This is a genomic window from Mucilaginibacter sp. P1_A3 (assembly GCF_056406855.1).
In genome coordinates, this window is the sequence record NZ_JBFTZJ010000006.1 from 408788 (window position 1) to 425733 (window position 16946).

The 16946-nt window shown below is 41.3% G+C and carries 18 protein-coding genes; 3 read left to right on the plus strand and 15 right to left on the minus strand.

The annotated features are described in order from the left end of the window. Nucleotides 1–102 precede the first annotated feature (102 nt). On the plus strand, nucleotides 103–939 hold the full coding sequence (prmA, locus tag AC1D0K_RS15005; RefSeq protein WP_477394947.1) for a 50S ribosomal protein L11 methyltransferase: 837 nt from the start codon (nucleotides 103–105) through the stop codon (nucleotides 937–939). A gap of 162 nt (nucleotides 940–1101) precedes the next feature. Here prmA and AC1D0K_RS15010 read toward each other — a convergent pair whose 3' ends face one another. After that, nucleotides 1102–1746 (minus strand): NAD(P)-dependent oxidoreductase, encoded by a 645-nt coding sequence (locus AC1D0K_RS15010; protein WP_477394949.1) that lies wholly within the window; start codon nucleotides 1744–1746, stop codon nucleotides 1102–1104. Nucleotides 1747–1800: 54 nt separating this feature from the next. Continuing rightward, nucleotides 1801–2208, minus strand: a complete 408-nt coding sequence (locus AC1D0K_RS15015) for an Rrf2 family transcriptional regulator (RefSeq protein WP_295716395.1) — start codon at nucleotides 2206–2208, stop codon at nucleotides 1801–1803. A gap of 296 nt (nucleotides 2209–2504) precedes the next feature. On the opposite strand from AC1D0K_RS15015, the gene AC1D0K_RS15020 reads away from it, so the two are divergent. Next, nucleotides 2505–2846 carry a helix-turn-helix domain-containing protein gene (locus AC1D0K_RS15020; protein WP_295716393.1) on the plus strand — a complete coding sequence of 114 codons (342 nt, stop codon included), beginning with the start codon at nucleotides 2505–2507 and terminating at the stop codon, nucleotides 2844–2846. 30 nt (nucleotides 2847–2876) lie between these two features. Here the strand turns inward: AC1D0K_RS15020 and AC1D0K_RS15025 are convergent, their stop codons facing one another. The 5 genes from AC1D0K_RS15025 to AC1D0K_RS15045 form a co-directional block, all read right to left on the minus strand. Beyond that, nucleotides 2877–3995, minus strand: a complete 1119-nt coding sequence (locus AC1D0K_RS15025) for a GNAT family N-acetyltransferase (protein ID WP_477443078.1) — start codon at nucleotides 3993–3995, stop codon at nucleotides 2877–2879. A 76-nt stretch (nucleotides 3996–4071) separates the two neighbouring features. After that, nucleotides 4072–4269 (minus strand): hypothetical protein, encoded by a 198-nt coding sequence (locus tag AC1D0K_RS15030; RefSeq protein ID WP_295716391.1) that lies wholly within the window; start codon nucleotides 4267–4269, stop codon nucleotides 4072–4074. Nucleotides 4270–4407: 138 nt separating this feature from the next. Continuing rightward, nucleotides 4408–4959 (minus strand): SMC-Scp complex subunit ScpB, encoded by a 552-nt coding sequence (gene scpB / locus AC1D0K_RS15035; RefSeq protein ID WP_295716390.1) that lies wholly within the window; start codon nucleotides 4957–4959, stop codon nucleotides 4408–4410. Between the two features lie 91 nt (nucleotides 4960–5050). Then, a complete protein-coding gene (locus AC1D0K_RS15040; protein ID WP_477399628.1) occupies nucleotides 5051–6175 on the minus strand; it encodes a CofH family radical SAM protein in 1125 nt (374 codons plus the stop codon). A gap of 121 nt (nucleotides 6176–6296) precedes the next feature. Continuing rightward, the gene (locus tag AC1D0K_RS15045) at nucleotides 6297–8282 is read right to left on the minus strand and encodes a M1 family metallopeptidase (protein ID WP_477399627.1); all 1986 of its coding nucleotides are present in this window, start codon (nucleotides 8280–8282) and stop codon (nucleotides 6297–6299) included. A 131-nt stretch (nucleotides 8283–8413) separates the two neighbouring features. On the opposite strand from AC1D0K_RS15045, the gene AC1D0K_RS15050 reads away from it, so the two are divergent. Continuing rightward, nucleotides 8414–9157, plus strand: coding sequence for a carboxypeptidase-like regulatory domain-containing protein (locus AC1D0K_RS15050; RefSeq protein WP_477463076.1), 744 nt, complete (start codon nucleotides 8414–8416; stop codon nucleotides 9155–9157). Here AC1D0K_RS15050 and AC1D0K_RS15055 read toward each other — a convergent pair. From AC1D0K_RS15055 to AC1D0K_RS15090, 8 genes are all read right to left on the minus strand, one after another. Next, a complete protein-coding gene (locus tag AC1D0K_RS15055; protein ID WP_477463077.1) occupies nucleotides 9150–10076 on the minus strand; it encodes a Ppx/GppA phosphatase family protein in 927 nt (308 codons plus the stop codon). The two genes, AC1D0K_RS15050 and AC1D0K_RS15055, sit on opposite strands and share 8 nt — an antisense overlap. Nucleotides 10077–10151: 75 nt before the next feature. Continuing rightward, on the minus strand, nucleotides 10152–11390 hold the full coding sequence (locus AC1D0K_RS15060) for an ABC transporter permease (protein ID WP_477396771.1): 1239 nt from the start codon (nucleotides 11388–11390) through the stop codon (nucleotides 10152–10154). Further along, the gene (locus tag AC1D0K_RS15065; protein WP_477396773.1) at nucleotides 11383–12303 is read right to left on the minus strand and encodes an ABC transporter ATP-binding protein; all 921 of its coding nucleotides are present in this window, start codon (nucleotides 12301–12303) and stop codon (nucleotides 11383–11385) included. The genes AC1D0K_RS15060 and AC1D0K_RS15065 overlap by 8 nt, the downstream gene beginning before the upstream one ends. A gap of 109 nt (nucleotides 12304–12412) precedes the next feature. Continuing rightward, nucleotides 12413–13564 carry an exo-alpha-sialidase gene (locus AC1D0K_RS15070; protein WP_477396775.1) on the minus strand — a complete coding sequence of 384 codons (1152 nt, stop codon included), beginning with the start codon at nucleotides 13562–13564 and terminating at the stop codon, nucleotides 12413–12415. A 255-nt stretch (nucleotides 13565–13819) separates the two neighbouring features. Beyond that, complete coding sequence (dnaJ, locus tag AC1D0K_RS15075; protein ID WP_295716376.1) at nucleotides 13820–14989, minus strand: molecular chaperone DnaJ; 1170 nt, start codon at nucleotides 14987–14989, stop codon at nucleotides 13820–13822. Between the two features lie 130 nt (nucleotides 14990–15119). Then, on the minus strand, nucleotides 15120–15731 hold the full coding sequence (locus tag AC1D0K_RS15080) for a nucleotide exchange factor GrpE (RefSeq protein WP_295716374.1): 612 nt from the start codon (nucleotides 15729–15731) through the stop codon (nucleotides 15120–15122). A gap of 232 nt (nucleotides 15732–15963) precedes the next feature. Further along, complete coding sequence (locus tag AC1D0K_RS15085) at nucleotides 15964–16644, minus strand: cell division ATP-binding protein FtsE (protein WP_477396778.1); 681 nt, start codon at nucleotides 16642–16644, stop codon at nucleotides 15964–15966. Between the two features lie 4 nt (nucleotides 16645–16648). Further along, nucleotides 16649–16852, minus strand: coding sequence for a fructose-6-phosphate aldolase (locus AC1D0K_RS15090; RefSeq protein WP_295716372.1), 204 nt, complete (start codon nucleotides 16850–16852; stop codon nucleotides 16649–16651). Nucleotides 16853–16946 lie beyond the last annotated feature (94 nt).

Sequence of the window (16946 nt, forward strand, 5' to 3'; positions counted from 1 at the left end):
TGCTAATACGTCATACAAGGAACGAAGCAATTGGATACGATATGGAATGAGTTCGCAATCATTCATATCCCGCAATTGACGTGTTATAAAACATTATCTATTATGAACTACTACGAATTACTTTTTACCACTATAACTACCGAAGACTACCAGCAGGATCTGCTGATAAATACCTTGGGTGATATTGGTTTTGATACTTTTGAAGAACTGGATTTTGGCTTTAAAGCTTATATTCCGGTTGATGATTTTGATGAAGAAAAGCTGATAGAACAGCTATTGCCGTACCGTGAATTGTTTACTTTTAGTTATGAGGTAACGCTCATCCCTCAAAAAAACTGGAACGAAGTATGGGAAAGTAATTTTGAACCGATAGAGATAGGCGATAAAATATATGTAAGGGCCACCTTTCATCCGGCCCGGCCAGAGATTGAATACGAGATCGTGATTGATCCTAAGATGGCTTTTGGTACCGGCCATCATCAAACCACATCCATGATGCTGGCATTGATGCTGGAGAATGATTACAAGGGTAAAAATGTATTGGATATGGGATGTGGTACAGGCATCCTGGCCATTATGGCATCCAAACTTGGAGCTGCAAGGGTTACAGCTATTGATTACGACCCAGTTTGTTACGATAGCACTATCGAGAACTCAGCATTAAACCATATTGACAATATTATACCACTTTGCGGCTCAAAAGAAGTGATCCCAAATGAACAATATGATACTATACTGGCCAACATTAACCGCAATATCCTCATGGATCAGATGGAGCGTTATGCCCAGGTGCTGAAACCAGATGGTGAAATCTATTTCAGCGGATTTTATGAATCTCCCGATCTGGATATCATCACCGATGAAGCCCGTAAGTATGGATTAAAATACATCATCCATAAAAAAGATAAGGATTGGGTTGCGGCTAAGTTTATAAAGTAAGGATAATATTACGTCATTGCGAGGTACGAAGCAATCTCTACACAGGCAGGTCGACTATGCCAGCCGCTCTGTATAGCAAACAGATTGCTTCGTGCCTCGCAGCAATGACGTAACTTTTTGAAGTATTGGCAGATTCTAAGCTGCACAATGGGATTTTTATATTTAATACCCTACCGTAAATCTTCTTTTTACAAATTGGTTATTCTCCAATTCGTCCAAAATGGCAACTGCCAGGTCTTCCACAGATATTTCGTGAACACCTTTTTCATTAAATACCGGTTCATCAGTGCCTAAGCGGAATTTTCCTGTGCGTTCACCAGGGTGCAGGTTGATAGCCGGGCTCAAAAATGTCCAGTCAAGTTCGGTTTCCTTTTTAAGGGTGTTAAGGTAATCACGGGCGGCTGTAGCGCCGGCTTTCCACTCGGCGGGGAATTGTGGCGAATCAACCAGTTGCAATCCCGGAGCAGCATATAAACTGCCTGCGCCGCCAACAACTAATAAGCGTTTAACGCCGGCTTGCTTTACAGCCTGCTGAATGGCCTCTGAGCCTTTTACAAAATCATCGTAAAGGTTGGGGTTGGTCCAGCCGGCATTGTACGCGCTCACTACAGCGTCATGACCTTTAAGCGCTACAGCAAGGGACTCTGTATCCAATACATCGGCAGCTTTAAGTGTTAATTTATCACTTGCTGTTTCTACCTTTTTCGGGTCGCGTGCTATAGCTGTTACATCATAACCGCGTTGTAATGCTTCGTTTAATACAGCTTTGCCTACAAAGCCTGTGGCACCTATTAATGCTAATTTCATAATTGTTTGTTTTTATATTGTAATTAAATTTGTTACAGTTTTGTTTAAATTTTTTTAATTGAATTTGCCGCTAAAGTCGGCCAGGGTAATTGTATTTAATTTATTAAAGATGGTAACGTCAACCTCATCGGCCAAGGCATCCAAATGTTGGCTGATTTGCTTACCTACCGGGCAATTGGGATTAGGCTTGTTTTTTGCCTGCCCTAAAGCAGGTTGCACTTTTACTGCTCTGTAAACATCGCTCAGCAATATTTTCTGAGCTGGTAAGCCCAGGGTATAACCGCCGGCTTTGCCTTCTTTACTATCAATGAGGCCATATTTCCGCAGGTTGCTGATCTCTTTACGTACAAGTACCGGGTTTATATTGATGCTGCCGGCAATATAATCGGATGATAATAGCTCATCCGGCTGCTTGCTGAGCAGGGTAAGTATATGCACCGCTATCTGAAATTGTCCGTTCATCTGTAATTTTAATTATTACAGTACAAAGATACGCATGGTAAAATTAAATCCAAACATTTTTAACTGTTATTTTATTTATTACAGTTTTGTGATATACCCCTGATTATGGAGATAATGGGCATGAGAGGTCGCACTGCCGTTTATTTACCTCGCTTTAATACAGCTAATTACCAATTGTTTTGTTTGCCTGACCGTTTTAATAAAATATTATGCAAATTAGTTGATAATTAGCGTGATAATAAATATTATTGCAAAGTAATTAACTTTTGCGAAACCTTTACTATTATACAGATCACATGAAAACACTTGGAAAAAAAATCAGACTGCTACGTCATCAAAAAGGGTGGAGCCAGGAAGATGTTGCAAAGCGGTTAGATATTTCCATTCCTGCATTCTCAAAAATTGAGACGGGAATTACCGATATTAACTTATCAAGGCTTGAGCAAATTGCCACTTTATTTGAAATGACAGTAGTTCAGTTACTTACATTTAATGATGCCGAGCAGGATCAGAAATTTGTAAACGAACTGGAATCTGTCAACAAACGCTTAATGGATCGCGAAACTGAAGTTATCGATCTGCAAAAGAAGGTGATAGAGCTATTTGAAGAGCTAAGGCACTCAAAAGCTACTGCATAAATTTATGCCCGGTTAATAGCCGGGCATACTTTAAAAAATATAGCGCATTGTTAAATGCTTTTTGCCAAAGGTGGCCCCAACCGCAGCATGAATGGCAATCATTTTCTCGTTAAAATCTCCAACCCACGATAATTCAAGTTCATCATATTGCTTTAAAGGCAAAACGTATTCTTTGAGTTTAATGAATATGGCAGATTCCAGTCCGTGTTTCTGGTATTTTTGTTTGGTTCCCATCACTATTGCCCGCATGCGGGATACGCCTTTCCATCGGTAATATAAAAATTGAAGCTTACCTATCAGGTTAAGTTTGCCATTTAATGGTTTAAGCATCTGGTTGGCATCGGGCAAAATGATAACAAATGCCGCGGGTTCGTCATCGATGTAGGCAAACCAGATTAGCTTTTCGTCCATCAAAGGTTTCATTTTCTTAAAGCTTTCGGCAATGGTGGCATGGGTAATGGGCACAAAATTTTCAAAATCTTTCCAGGCATCGTTATAGATCTCCATAAAGTCTGCTGTGAATTTCTCCATTTTGCTAACCTCAAAATGCCTGAAATCATACCCGGGTTTCTTGATCACCCAATTTGCAATTTTTGTAAACCGTTCCGAAAACGGCTTATTCACATCAAGATGATTGGTGATCTGCTCATACTGGGTTTTAAACCCATAATCCTCAAAAAAGGCTTTGTAATACGGGAAGTTATAATTCATCCCATAGGATGGCGGAGTAAACCCCTCCACCAGTAAACCCCAAAAATTATCATTCTCGCCAAAATTTATGGGGCCATCCATAGCTTGCATCCCATTATCCTTAAGCCATTTTTGGGCGGTATCAAACAACAGGAAAGCGACTTTTTTATTATCAATACATTCAAAAAAGCCCATACCACCAGTTGGCTGATCATAATGATATGCCTTTTTATTATTTATAAAAGCCGCTACCCTGCCAATAGCTTGGTTGTTATCATCGGTAAGTACCCACCTGGTGCATTTGCCATCCTGGTGAAAATTGTTTTTGGCCGGGTCAAATACCGCTTCTATATCATTATCAAGCGGGCAAACCCAGTTTTTATCATCCCTGTAAAGGGTACGCGCCACATCTAAAAAAGCTTTTCTTGTCGCCTTATCTTTTACTTCTGTTATGATCATAGGAGGGCTAAATATAAAAAAAAGCATTCAGGGCATGCGCTGAATGCTTTACAAATAGAATATGTTTCCTTAAAGACTAATAATCTTCATCGTCTTCTTCGTCGAAAGATTCGAATCCCCTGCCCAGATCATCATCTAATGGGCCATCAAAATCATCATCGTCGTCATCAACCTTTTTCTTCGATTTAGGGTCGAGAATTAGATCATCGTCGTCTTCATTGTCATCTTCGGAATTGTCGATCTTCTTGGTAATCGGTTTTTTTGGCGCTCCCATTGTAACGGATTTTATTTGTAAAACTTTATCAATAATACTTTAAATCGGATAAAAAGCAAGAATTTTTTTATGCTTTTATTTCCTTATTCAATAGTAAAAATAATCAAAATCATTTTTATTAAAAAGATGAAATTAAAATTATTCTGTTTGTTCGCCAATTGCAACTGAATTGTTTGTAAAATCCTTAATCTGAGGCAATTCCTGTATATTGTTGATCCCGAAGTAATCCATAAATAAGCCACTGGTGCCGTAAAGAATAGGTTTTCCTAAGGCTTCAGACTTTCCAATTATAGCTATTAGCTCTTTTTCCAGTAGTTTTTGTATGGAGTAATCGCAGTTTACCCCACGGATCTGCTCCACATCAGTTTTGGTAACCGGTTGTTTGTAGGCTATAATGGCCAGGGTTTCCAGCGCGGCCTGGCTTAATCTTTTTTTAGATCGTTGTAATTGCAAAAGATTTATAACCGGGTGATATTGCTTCTTGGTAAAAAACTGGTATCCGTTACCTATTTTCACCAGTTCAATGGCCAAATTATCATCACTATATTTTAACTCTATAGCTTTGAGGCTCTCATTTACTTCGGTTGCATTAAAATCCCGCTCAAAAGCCGCCTGCAGGCAATACATGATTTCCTCCATGCGAATACCTTGTTCTGATGCGAAAATTAATGCTTCTATGTAATGTTCCATTTTTGTGAGTGGTGAGTTGTGAATGGTGAGTAGTGAATAGATAGTTTTTTAACTTAACCAACCATTCACTACTCTCTATTCACCATTCACTTTAATAATTGATAACCTGTTCCTCAATTTCAACAGGCACATCGCGCCAATCGTATTTTTGGGTACGTAGTTGTGGTTCAAAACCTGCTTCAATGATTGATTCTTGGATGCCTTTGGCCGTAAACCTGTGTGGTGCGCCGGCAGCCGAAACTACATTCTCTTCGATCATGATTGATCCAAAATCATTTGCGCCACCGTGTAAGCACAACTGTGCTACCTGTTTACCTACGGTAAGCCAAGAAGCTTGTATGTTTTTGATGTTGGGCAGCATAATGCGGCTCAAAGCTATCATGCGGATATATTCATCGCCGGTTACATTATTGGTAATGCCCCGTACTTTACGTAAAAGTGTGCCATCATCCTGAAAAGGCCATGGAATAAAGGCAACAAAACCATAATGTCCCTCGGGCTTTTCGGCTTGTACTTCGCGGATCCAAACCAGGTGTTCGAAGCGCTCTTCGATAGTTTCGATATGGCCAAACATCATAGTAGCCGACGAAGGCAAATTAAGCTGATGAGCAGCACGCATAACATCCAGCCATTCCTTGCCACCGCATTTTCCTTTTGATATCAGCCGGCGTACACGATCGTTCAATATCTCGGCACCTGCACCGGGCAGTGAATCTAAGCCCGACTCTTGCATGGCTCTAAGCACATCAATATGGCTCATGCCTTCCAGTTTGGCTACGTGCGCAATTTCTGGCGGACCTAATGAGTGCAGCTTTAATTTAGGATAGAGCTGTTTCAGTTCTCTGAAAAGATCGGTATAAAACTTAAGACCAAGATCGGGATGGTGACCGCCCTGCAGCAGTAACTGATCGCCGCCGTAACGGAAAGTTTCCTCTATCTTTTTTTTATAAGTTTCAATATCAGTAATGTAACTATCCTCATGGCCCGGCCTGCGGAAAAAGTTGCAGAACTTACAATTGGCTATACATACGTTGGTTGTATTTACGTTACGATCTATCTGCCAGGTAACCTTACCGTGCGGAACCTGTTTTTTACGCAGTTCGTTGGCGGTATACATGAGATCGGGAGTAGATGCGTTGTTATATAGGTAAACCCCTTCATCCTGGGTTAAAAAATCAAACCGCAAAGCGCGTTGCAACAGATCGGCTGTGTTCATAAAACAAAGATAAGCTTTAGCTTATTAATAGTTTAACGTTGGGTTAAGATTGACAAATTAATGAGAACCGAAATACACGCCATGTGTGCGGCACAAAGCAATGGCGTGTATTTTATGGCTTTTATTTTACCTTTAAAACATTGTTCCCCCTGTTCAAATCAGGCAAAGCGTTATCAGGATCTATAGTCACAGTTTCTGCTTCCCCTGTAGTTGGCAATGTAAAGGTGGCCTGCGTGCGGGATAGCCATGTTTCAACCGGCATGTAGCTTCGTTTTTTGCTACCATCCTTAAATTTTACTTCAACAGTAAATGGCATTGGCAATTGCTCCTTATTCACCACTGTTATATTTAAGCCTTTAACACCATCAGTAGTTATATTTTTGGCATTTATAACGGCTATATCAGTTGTCCAGTTGTTATAAAACCAGCCTTTCCAAAACCAGGAAAGGTCTTCGCCTGCGCCGCTTTCCATCGATCTGAAAAAGTCATCGGGCTGAGGATGTTTAAATGCCCATTTGCTGATATAGTTTTTGAAAGCATAGTCAAACCTATCTTTACCCAATATCTGTTCCCGAAGTAAAACCAATCCAAATGCAGGTTTAAAGTAAACCAATGGGTGGCGGTATTTTTCAGGTACAGCGTCGGCCGCCGTCATAATGGCCGGCGATTCCGGGTCGGTGATGATTGGGATAATCTCATCGGCAGGGTTGCCACCTCCCGGCGCATATTCACCATCGCGTTTAGGGGCGTACTCGCCTTTGTTAAACTCATCAGATGCGTATATATCTATGAAGGTGTTAAATCCTTCATCCATCCAGCCAAAACGACGCTCATCAGAGCCAACAATCATCGGGAACCAGTTGTGCCCAATCTCGTGCGCGGTAACCCAGTAAAGCTCACTGCCCTTATCGGTAATACCATCAAATACAATACCGGGATACTCCATGCCACCTGCTATACCGGCTTCGTTAATGGCAACGGGATAGGGGTATACAAACCATTTTTCTGAAAAATATTCAATCGATTTTTTTAAATATTCTGTAGCGCGGTTCCATGCATTGGCACCAACACTTTCGGCCGGGTAAACCGACATAGCCAGTGATTTTTTACCACCGGGTAAATTAACCCTCGCGGCATCCCATACATAGGCTTTTGATGCGCCAAATGCAACATCGCGCGTGTTGAACATTTTATAATGCCAGGTAAGTGTGCCTTTATTTACCGGGCGACTTGATGGATCAGTCACTTCGGCAAGGCTGCGGATCATTACAGTTTTATCGCTGTTGCGGGCAGCATCCAGGCTGGTAATTTGTTTAGCTGTTAGTACTTCCTTAGGATTTATCAATTCTCCCGAGCCAGCCACAATCATATCCCATGGAACAGTAACCTGGTAATCAAAATCGCCATAGTCGAGGTAAAACTCACCAGCACCTAAAAAGGGCAGGGTATCCCAGCCGCGGCTATCGTCATAAACACACATACGCGGAAACCATTGGGCTATTTCATATATTTTGCCGTTTTTGGTATCTACATAATCTGTGCGGTTACCAAAATCACCCGGGACGGTGTAATGATATTTAATCCTTAAACGCAAAGAACCCTTGCCCAATGCGTGGGGCAGGCGTACCTGCATCCGGGTATCGGTGATAACAAATGGAACTTGTTTAACTACATCGCCCTGGTCTAACGCTACGGATTCAATGGTATATCCGCTTGTATGTTGATTTGGTCCGGGTGCTCTGTTGGTAAAAAAGTTTGAGCGGGCTTCCTTTTTATAGGTGTTTTGGTCCAGCTGTAACCACAGGTATTGCAAAGCATCGGGGCTATTATTAATATAATCGATAGATACAGTACCATCGATAGTTTTGGTTACGGTATCAAGGGTTACTTTAATGTTATAATTTGCGCGGTTTTGCCAGTACTTTGGTCCCGGATCGCCATTAGGGGAATGAAACTCATTACCTTTTTCGCTATAAAACTGTGGCGAAAATGCTGCAGCGGGGTTGTAGTTTGAGGTGGTATCGTTGGGGTTGATCTTTCTTTTTTGCGCTTGCACATTAACAGCCAAAAGAGCGAATAAGCCTAAGCCTATAAAGTTTATTTTCATGAGGGTGCTTTAAAGGCAGCAATATACAAAGGATGGCTGTAAATTTTATTTGCATTATAAAATGTACAGAAACTAAAAAAGATTTATGGAAAGGTTGATTTAACTGCATCCTATGAGAAATTCACTTAGATATGTCGCAAATTAAAAATATCAGTATCCCTAAACCTTGTCATGAAGCATGGCAACAAATGACACACGTTGAACAGGGAAGGCATTGCGCCCAATGCTGTAAAACGGTTACAGATTTTACCACCATGAGCAATAATGAGGTAATTACCTACCTGTCTGCAACGAGCAATGTTTGCGGCCGGTTTAATGAACAGCAACTACATGGTATGAACCATCAGCTTTATGCAGAGAGTTCACCCGCTGCCGGTGGGTGGAAAAGGTTAGCGTTGATGATGGGTTTATTAAGCTCTGTTTTATCTTTTAAAGGTATGGCTCAAACAAAAGTAGTGTTGAGTGAGCAAGTGCCTAAAGTGAAAAACCAGTCAAAACCTGGCGATTTTATGTTGGGCAAAGTTGCGTTAATCCCCGATTCTGCTAAATTCAGGGTTGTTACCGGATGTGTAAATGATGAAAATAATGCGCCAATTGTGGGTGTGTCAGTTAAACTGTTATCAGGCACCACAGGTACCCAAACAGATATTAACGGCAATTTTAAACTACAGGTGCCCATGTCAGCTACGCAGCTTACAGCAAGTTTCATAGGTTATAATTCTCAACGGTTTGATATAGGAGCTGATAATACTTTTCAAATAAAGCTGACTATGCAACCTGCACTTTTGGGTGAAGTTGTGGTAATAAGAACTCCTTTAATAAAACGGATATATTATAAATGCATAAAAAGACCGATCCGAAAGCTATTTAACTAAGCATCCCCGCCAAAACCCCTTCCTTTAACGAATTACTGCACATACTCACCTTATGAATAGCCAGCTTGTGCATGATAAAGCGGGTGATAAGTGATGCCGTCACAATCATATCAACCCTTACGGGGATAATTCCTTTATTGGCTGCCCGCTCTATATGGGTGGATAGTACAAATTTGTTAGTTAAGGTTAAAAGCGCGTCCTCATCAAAACTATAGTTTTTAGTCGCCTTTAAATCGAAGGAATTTCCTTTTTCGGTTTCAATCACTTCGGCAAACGTTTCAAACGCGCCGGATGAACCGATGAGTGTATCAATTGTATGGTTATTTACTGCTGTAAATAAATCTGTTAAATGATCTTCAAGGTACAGGTTTAAAGCCTCGATAGAGGAAGGTGGGATGGGATCAGTGCGGTGGAAAAGGTCCATTAAGCGGGCAGCGCCAATTTCAAAACTTTGTTTCCAGGTAATGCCATCTGCATTGCCTAATATAAACTCCACACTGCCGCCGCCGATATCCATGATGAGAGCGTTTTGTGCCGATAAGCACCCGCTAATTTTTACGCCCTGATAAATAAATATGGCTTCCTGTTCGCCATCAATAATTTCTATACTGATGCCGGTTTTATCCTCAACCTCTTTAATGAAATCTGTTCCGTTTGATGCACTACGCAGGGCCGATGTTGCTATAGCTCTTGTTGCGGTAACATTGCCCGCCTTTATTGCCTCATGAAATTGCTGCATGGTACTAATACCCCGCTGATAGGCTTCAGGTAAAATATAGCCTTTATTAATGCCGCCTTCGCCAAGTTTCACCGCCTTGTGCTCATGAACTATTTCCTGGTAACTATGCAAATCGCCATCGGCAATTAATAAATGAAAGGTATTGGTACCAAGGTCCATTACGGCAACGCGTTTACTCATGTAGCTAAAATAAATAATCCCCGAAATTGTTTAGCCATTTTCGGGGATTTATAATTTTTAACAATTGTGCTGGGTTTATTCTTTATAAAAGAACCATTTAGCCAACTCCTTAAAGTTCACTTTTTTACCATACATCAGAATACCCACCCGGTATATTCTTGAAGCTACCCAGGTAGAAAATATAAAGCCAATTACCATTAAGGTCATTGATAAACCCAATTCCCAACCGGGCACCCCAAAAGGTACACGAACCATCATTGCCACGGGTGCGGTTAAAGGTATTATGGAAAGCCAGAAGGCCAGTGTACTATCGGGCTTTTGAAACAGGTATGATACAGATAGTATGTAAGTAAATAACAATGGCAACGTAATAGGGAACATGAATTGCTGCGTTTCGGTTTCGCTATCAACGGCCGAACCTACGGCGGCAAACAATGCACTATAAAGTAGAAATCCGCTTATCCAGAAAAATAGGAAGCAGGCGAGTTCATAACCTGCATTAGCACCCAAATTATGAATAAAGGTGTAAACCGGGCTTGCCTGAGTGGCATTTTGCCCGGCCAGGTAACTCACCAGAGCTGATAGGCTTATCCATAATGCAAATTGCGTTAACCCTACAAGTCCCACGCCGATGATCTTACCCATCATCAATTGAAAGGGTTTTACCGATGATACAATCACTTCAATTATACGGCTGGTTTTTTCTTCAATTACTCCCCGCATTACCTGCGCACCGTAAATAAACAGTGACATATAAATTAATATTGCCCCCGCAAAACTCAAGGCATAGGTGGCGCCCATACTGGTGCTTTGATCACCTGTTTCGGTTATTTCGTTAGCGTTGACAGTAATGTTGCTTTTTATCTTATGTAAACGAGCCGTATCAATGCCGGCTTTTACCAATGCAGAACCAGAGGCAATGTCGTTTAGCTGACGTTGCATATCATCGCTTAACGATAAGGTTGATTTCTTTTTTGCAAAAACTTCGGCCGTTTCTGGTTTATGCGTGGGGATGTACAATACAAGGTCGTTTTCCTGTTCCTTTACTTCAGCTTTTAGTGCCTTTAGTGTTTTTGAAGAATTGTCAAATTTGATATATTGGCTATCTTGAAATTTGCCTTTGTATATCTCAGCGCTATCAACTACATGTACAATGTGCATAGCTTTTACCTCGTTCTTATCATCAGCAACGTAGGCAATAACTTTATACATTAAAGCAAACAAAGCCGGAACAAGTAGCGTCATCACGATGAACGACTTTTTTCTTACCCTGGTAAGGTATTCGCGCTGTATAATAAGTAATACTTTATTCATGGCTTAAAGATTTAGCGTTTACTTTTTCAATAAATATTTCGTTCATGCTTGGTATTACTTCCTGGAGCATATTGATGCGGGTTTGCGGGATAAGATATTGCAGTACATCGTTGGATGTTTTGCCTTCATTCAGTTTTATGCGGATGGTATTGCTGTCATCATCAGTAATAGTTTCGCCAATTTGTGCGAAAGGCTGTGCGCCGTTAAAGTTTAAGGGATTGCCGGCATATTCAACAAGGTAAGTATCGTTACGATAGGAGTTGCGGATGTTTTTAACCTTGCCATCCAGTATTTTATGCGATTGATGAATAAGTGCAATAGCGTCACAAAGTTCCTCCACAGATTCCATACGATGGGTGGAGAAAAGAATAGTAGCACCCTTGCGGTTAAGTTCCAGAATCTCGTCTTTTATCACTTCGGCATTCACAGGGTCGAAACCACTAAAAGGTTCATCCAATATGATCAGGTCGGGCTCATGTAGTACGGTAGCCACAAACTGGGCTTTTTGCTGCATCCCTTTGGATAGTTCTTCGATCTTTTTCTTCCACCAGGTTTCCATACCCAGCTTATCAAACCAGAATTTTAAGCGTTTAGTAGCTTCATCTCTGCTTAAGCCTTTTAGGCGGGCCAGGTAGATCATTTGTTCGCCAATCTCCATCTTTTTATAAAGACCACGTTCTTCCGGCAGATAACCAATCCGTTCGATATGTGACTGATTGAGCTTTTCTCCATTAAAGAAAACTTCGCCCGAATCTGGCGCGGTAATCTGGTTAATGATACGGATAAGCGAGGTTTTGCCGGCACCATTTGGGCCAAGCAGGCCAAACACCTGGCCACTTGCAACCTCCAGGCTCACATGGTCTAAAGCCCTGTGACCGGCGTATTGCTTTACAATATTGCGGATGCTTAACATTTTTGAGTTAGGTTTATGATGATAAATTTACGGTTTAGATACGGGCAGTTTTAAAATGTTACAGACACTATTTGCGCGAATCAATTGAATTACACGAAATCCGTGTTTATTATTTTAGTTGATTGATCTTGAACCTTATCGTTTCAATAGCTTCCTTCTGCCTGGAAACGATCACATATAAGTAACCATTATAAATCATAGTGTGCGGATAACCATATTGACCGCCTTTCCACAGGCCCTCTTTTTTAAGGTGATAAAGTTCATTGGCAATGATGTAGCTTTTATCGAAAGCTTTGCCGTTTGTTGATAGGGAGATAACCAGGGGATTCCGGTCGTAATGATGTAGTGTATCGGGGATACCCACATAATAAAAGCGTTTGTCGGGCAACCGGCCGAAATGAAATTTACTGTCGTTATCAGAAAAAGGAGCTTCAACAGGGCGCGACCAGCTGGTGCCATTGTCCTTGCTTTCTGTAAGCCAAAGCCGGCCTTTCCATCCTTTGCCTGTAACGCGTAAAAGCATATGCAGGATGTTATCATCAGTTTGGAAAAATGAGCCTTCGCATAGAGGAGGTAAACCTAATTTGGCAGCCGGGGCATAAAAGGCTGCCGAATTATCCTGTTTATAAAGCGAGTCCGGGTAAAAGCTGCTTAACTTCCATCCTGAAATACCATGCGGGTCATCGGTGTATGGGAATAAAAAGTTACCACTGATGATAAGTCTGCCGCTTTTGGTAGCCTCTGGTCCATGGTTAGGGATTAAAGGAACGTGCATATCGCCGGGAGCGCTCCAATGTATACCGTCAGTACTGGTTTTGGCCCACAAATGCGTGTTTTGGCGGTGCTTAGTGTATTCACCATAATAGGCAACCAATGTGCCTTTATATTGGTATAAACCCGCTGCTGTTAGTACGGTTAAAGTATCATTAACCTTGCCCGGTGAAGCGAACACTGCCGGTACCGACCAGTGTACAAAATCCTTTGAAGTAGCATAAACTACCCGCTGGCCCGGTGAATCTTCATCTATCAAACCGTTGCTCCATATCGCTATGAACTGATCTTTAAAATGGATGATGGAAGGGTGGTGATTGTACAGCCATTCTTTTTCCGGCGAGTAGATCATCGACCGCTCAATGCTTAAATGTGGGATGCCCGCTTCTGTTTGGTAATTATTGCGAATGGGAGAGGTTTGAGCTCGTGATTGACTGAAAAGCATAAACAAACAGCCTGTAAGCAACAATATTTTTTTATATAAATCCATCTTAAAATAATGCAGATTGCAATATACCCAATCCCCAAAAACAAAAAGGCCTGAAATTATAAAGATTATTAGCTTTTTGATAAGTGGGGCTGTCGGCTTTAGGCGAATTTTATGGTAGCAATAAAATAAGGCAACGGTTCAATAGATTTGGGCGGAAATATTTTCAGGACAAATTGTAAAACACAAAAAGCCCGAAGTCATAACAACTCCGGGCTTTTCAATATGCTTTAAGCTTTCAGCCTTCGGCTTTCCGCTTTACTCAAAATATTCCTTCATCCGTTCAAAGAAGCTTTTTTCGTTCTTACCCGGATTTGGTTTGAAGTTAGGGGAGGACTGTAGTTTTTCCAGTATCTCACGTTCTTCACGGCTTAAGGCCTTTGGTGTCCATATGTTGATGTGCACCAGCTGGTCGCCTCGGTGATAGGAGTTTACTTCTGGTGTTCCTTTGCCTTTAAGGCGTAATATTTTACCGCTTTGTGTGCCTGGTTCAATCTTTATTTTGGCCTTGCCGTCAATAGTTGGTACTTCTACTGTAGTACCTATGGCTGCATCAACAAAGTTTACATGCAGGTCGTAAATTACGTTGTTACCATCGCGTTTTAAGGTTTCATGCGGAATCTCTTCTATCAGTATGATCAAATCGCCCGGTACACCACCACGTGGGGCAGCATTACCTTTACCACTCATGCTTAGTTGCATGCCTTCACTTACACCGGCAGGTACGTTAATTGTGATCAGCTCTTCGCCGCGCACAACACCATCACCATGGCAAACATTACATTTTGATAGTATGGTTGATCCTTCGCCGTTACAGGTAGGGCAAGTGCTGGTAGTTTGCATCTGGCCCAAAATGGTATTGGTTACCCTGCGCACCGCGCCCGAACCACCACATGTTTTACAGGTTTGGAAAGAGGCTTTATCTTTAGCACCAGAGCCATCGCAGGTTTTGCAGATGATCTGTTTGTTTACTTTTATTTTCTTTTCGGCGCCGTTGGCAATTTCTTCAAGTGTTAAACGTACTTTAATACGCAGGTTGCTGCCACGGGCTACACGCCTGCCACCAGCACCACCACCCTGGCGACCGCCTCCGCCAAAGAAACCTTCGAACGGACTGCCACCACCAAAAATGTCACCAAACTGGCTAAATATGTCGTTCATATCCATACCGCCGCCGCCATAACCACCGCCATTTGGTGATGAAGCATTAGCCGCATGACCAAACTGATCATAACGCTGGCGTTTTTCAGGACTGCTTAAAACTTCATAAGCTTCTGCTGCTTCCTTGAATTTTTCTTCCGCCTCTTTATCGCCCTGGTTTTTATCAGGGTGATATTTAATAGCCATTTTACGATATGCCTTTTTTACATCATCAGCATTAGCTCCCTTTGCAACACCAAGAATATCGTAATAATCTCTTTTAGCCATGTATTTAATTATTGAATTATTGATTTAGTGAATTAGTGAGGTGTTTTTGAAATGTAAAAATTAGTGCATCAATGAATTGAACATATGGCTCAAATCACTAATTCACTAATTCAGTCCCTCAATAATTAATTTACGCTCCTACAATTACTTTGGCAAAACGAATTACCCTGTCTTTCAGGTAATAGCCTTTTTCCATTTCATCAATCACCTTGCCTTTAAGGTCATCGGTAGGGGCAGGTATATTTGTAATAGCTTCCTGCAAATCGGCATCAAAAGGGGTTCCTATTGATACCATTTCTGTTAAGCCTTTTTGTGTAAGTATATTTTTTAATTTATTTTGAATTAAGGTAACACCTTCTTTAACAGGGGCTACTTCAGTCGCTTTTTCCATGGCGCGTTGTGCGCGTTCAAAATCATCCAAAACCGGAAGTAATGCAATAATTAAATCTTTTCCTTCAGTTTCGCGGGCTTCGGCACGTTCTTTCTGCGTACGTCTGCGGAAGTTGTCAAATTCGGCATACAGACGTAAATATTTATCATTGGCCTGTGCCAGTTCGTCTTTTAATTTATCTTCGGCAGATGGACTTGCTACTTCGTCCGCTTCAACAGCTTCAACTGTTTCAGTTTGCTGGGCTTTAAGCTGTTCTTCCTCTGCTAAATTTTCCTGGGTAGGCTCATTAATATTTTCAGGAGTATCCATATTTTCTTTCTTCTTTTTCTTCAACATGTCGTTAAATTTCATAGCTGATAGTGCCAATCAAGTATCCTGCCATTGCATTAAAGCCGACAAGCTGTCAGTGGTGTGTTTTATTATAGGCAGGAGTGGCGCAATATGCGCAAGGGTGACAGGATTATTTGTCTGATTATTTTTTTTGGACGGGGGATTGTCTGAACCGGAATTCATCGAATTAAAGAATGACCAGAATTTTGAAATTCTATTAATTCAATAAATTCGTTTAATTCCGGTTCAGAAACTATATTTCAGCATCCTCCAAAACTTTACCATTCTCACATTTAATGATACGTGATGGGAAAGTGCGGATGATATGATAATCATGCGTAGCAATAAGTACGGCAGTACCCATTTGGCTTATTTGTTTTAGCAGCAGCACAATTTCTTCGGATGTTTCGGGGTCAAGGTTGCCCGTTGGTTCATCGGCAAGGATAATTTCCGGGTCGTTAAGTAAGGCACGGGCAATTACAACCCGTTGCTGCTCGCCGCCCGAAAGCTCATGAGGCATCTTTTTTAGTTTGGAGCGCAAACCAACCTTTTCCAAAACATCAAGAGTACGTTCTGCTATTAGTTTTTTATCTTTCCAGCCTGTAGCACGCATCACAAAAAGCAGGTTTTGCTCAATGGAACGATCTGTAAGTAATTGAAAATCCTGGAAAACAATACCCAGCTTACGGCGCAGGTAAGGAACATCCCGGCCTGGCAATTTGCTTAGTTCATACCCGCAGGCAGTTCCTGTGCCACTTTTAATAGCAAGATCGCCATAGATAACCTTAAGCAGACTACTCTTTCCTGAGCCGGTAGAGCCTATGAGCCATACAAAATCTCCCTTATCAACATGCAGGTTTACATTTGATAATACCAGGTGCGCCTGCTGAAAAATATCAACATTATTTAGCTTAATAATAGAGTTCCCAATCATCTTTTTATAGCTCCAATTTTAAAATCTGCCCAAAAGGCAAATCTTTAATAATATTCATAATATAGTCGGCCTTATCAGTTAATCCAACCTTATCCAGTGATTTTTCGGGCCTATCTACCCGGAAATATGCCAGCAGCGTAAACTTATCATCCCTCAACTGTACATAATCGGGTATTTTGGCAACGCCTTTAACTTTTATAATATACATTTTATTAAGGTGAAAGGTAAAAGGTGAAAGATGAAAGGCATTAAAGCATCAGATAATAACCTTTTGCCTTTTACCTTTCGGCTTTCGCCTCAAC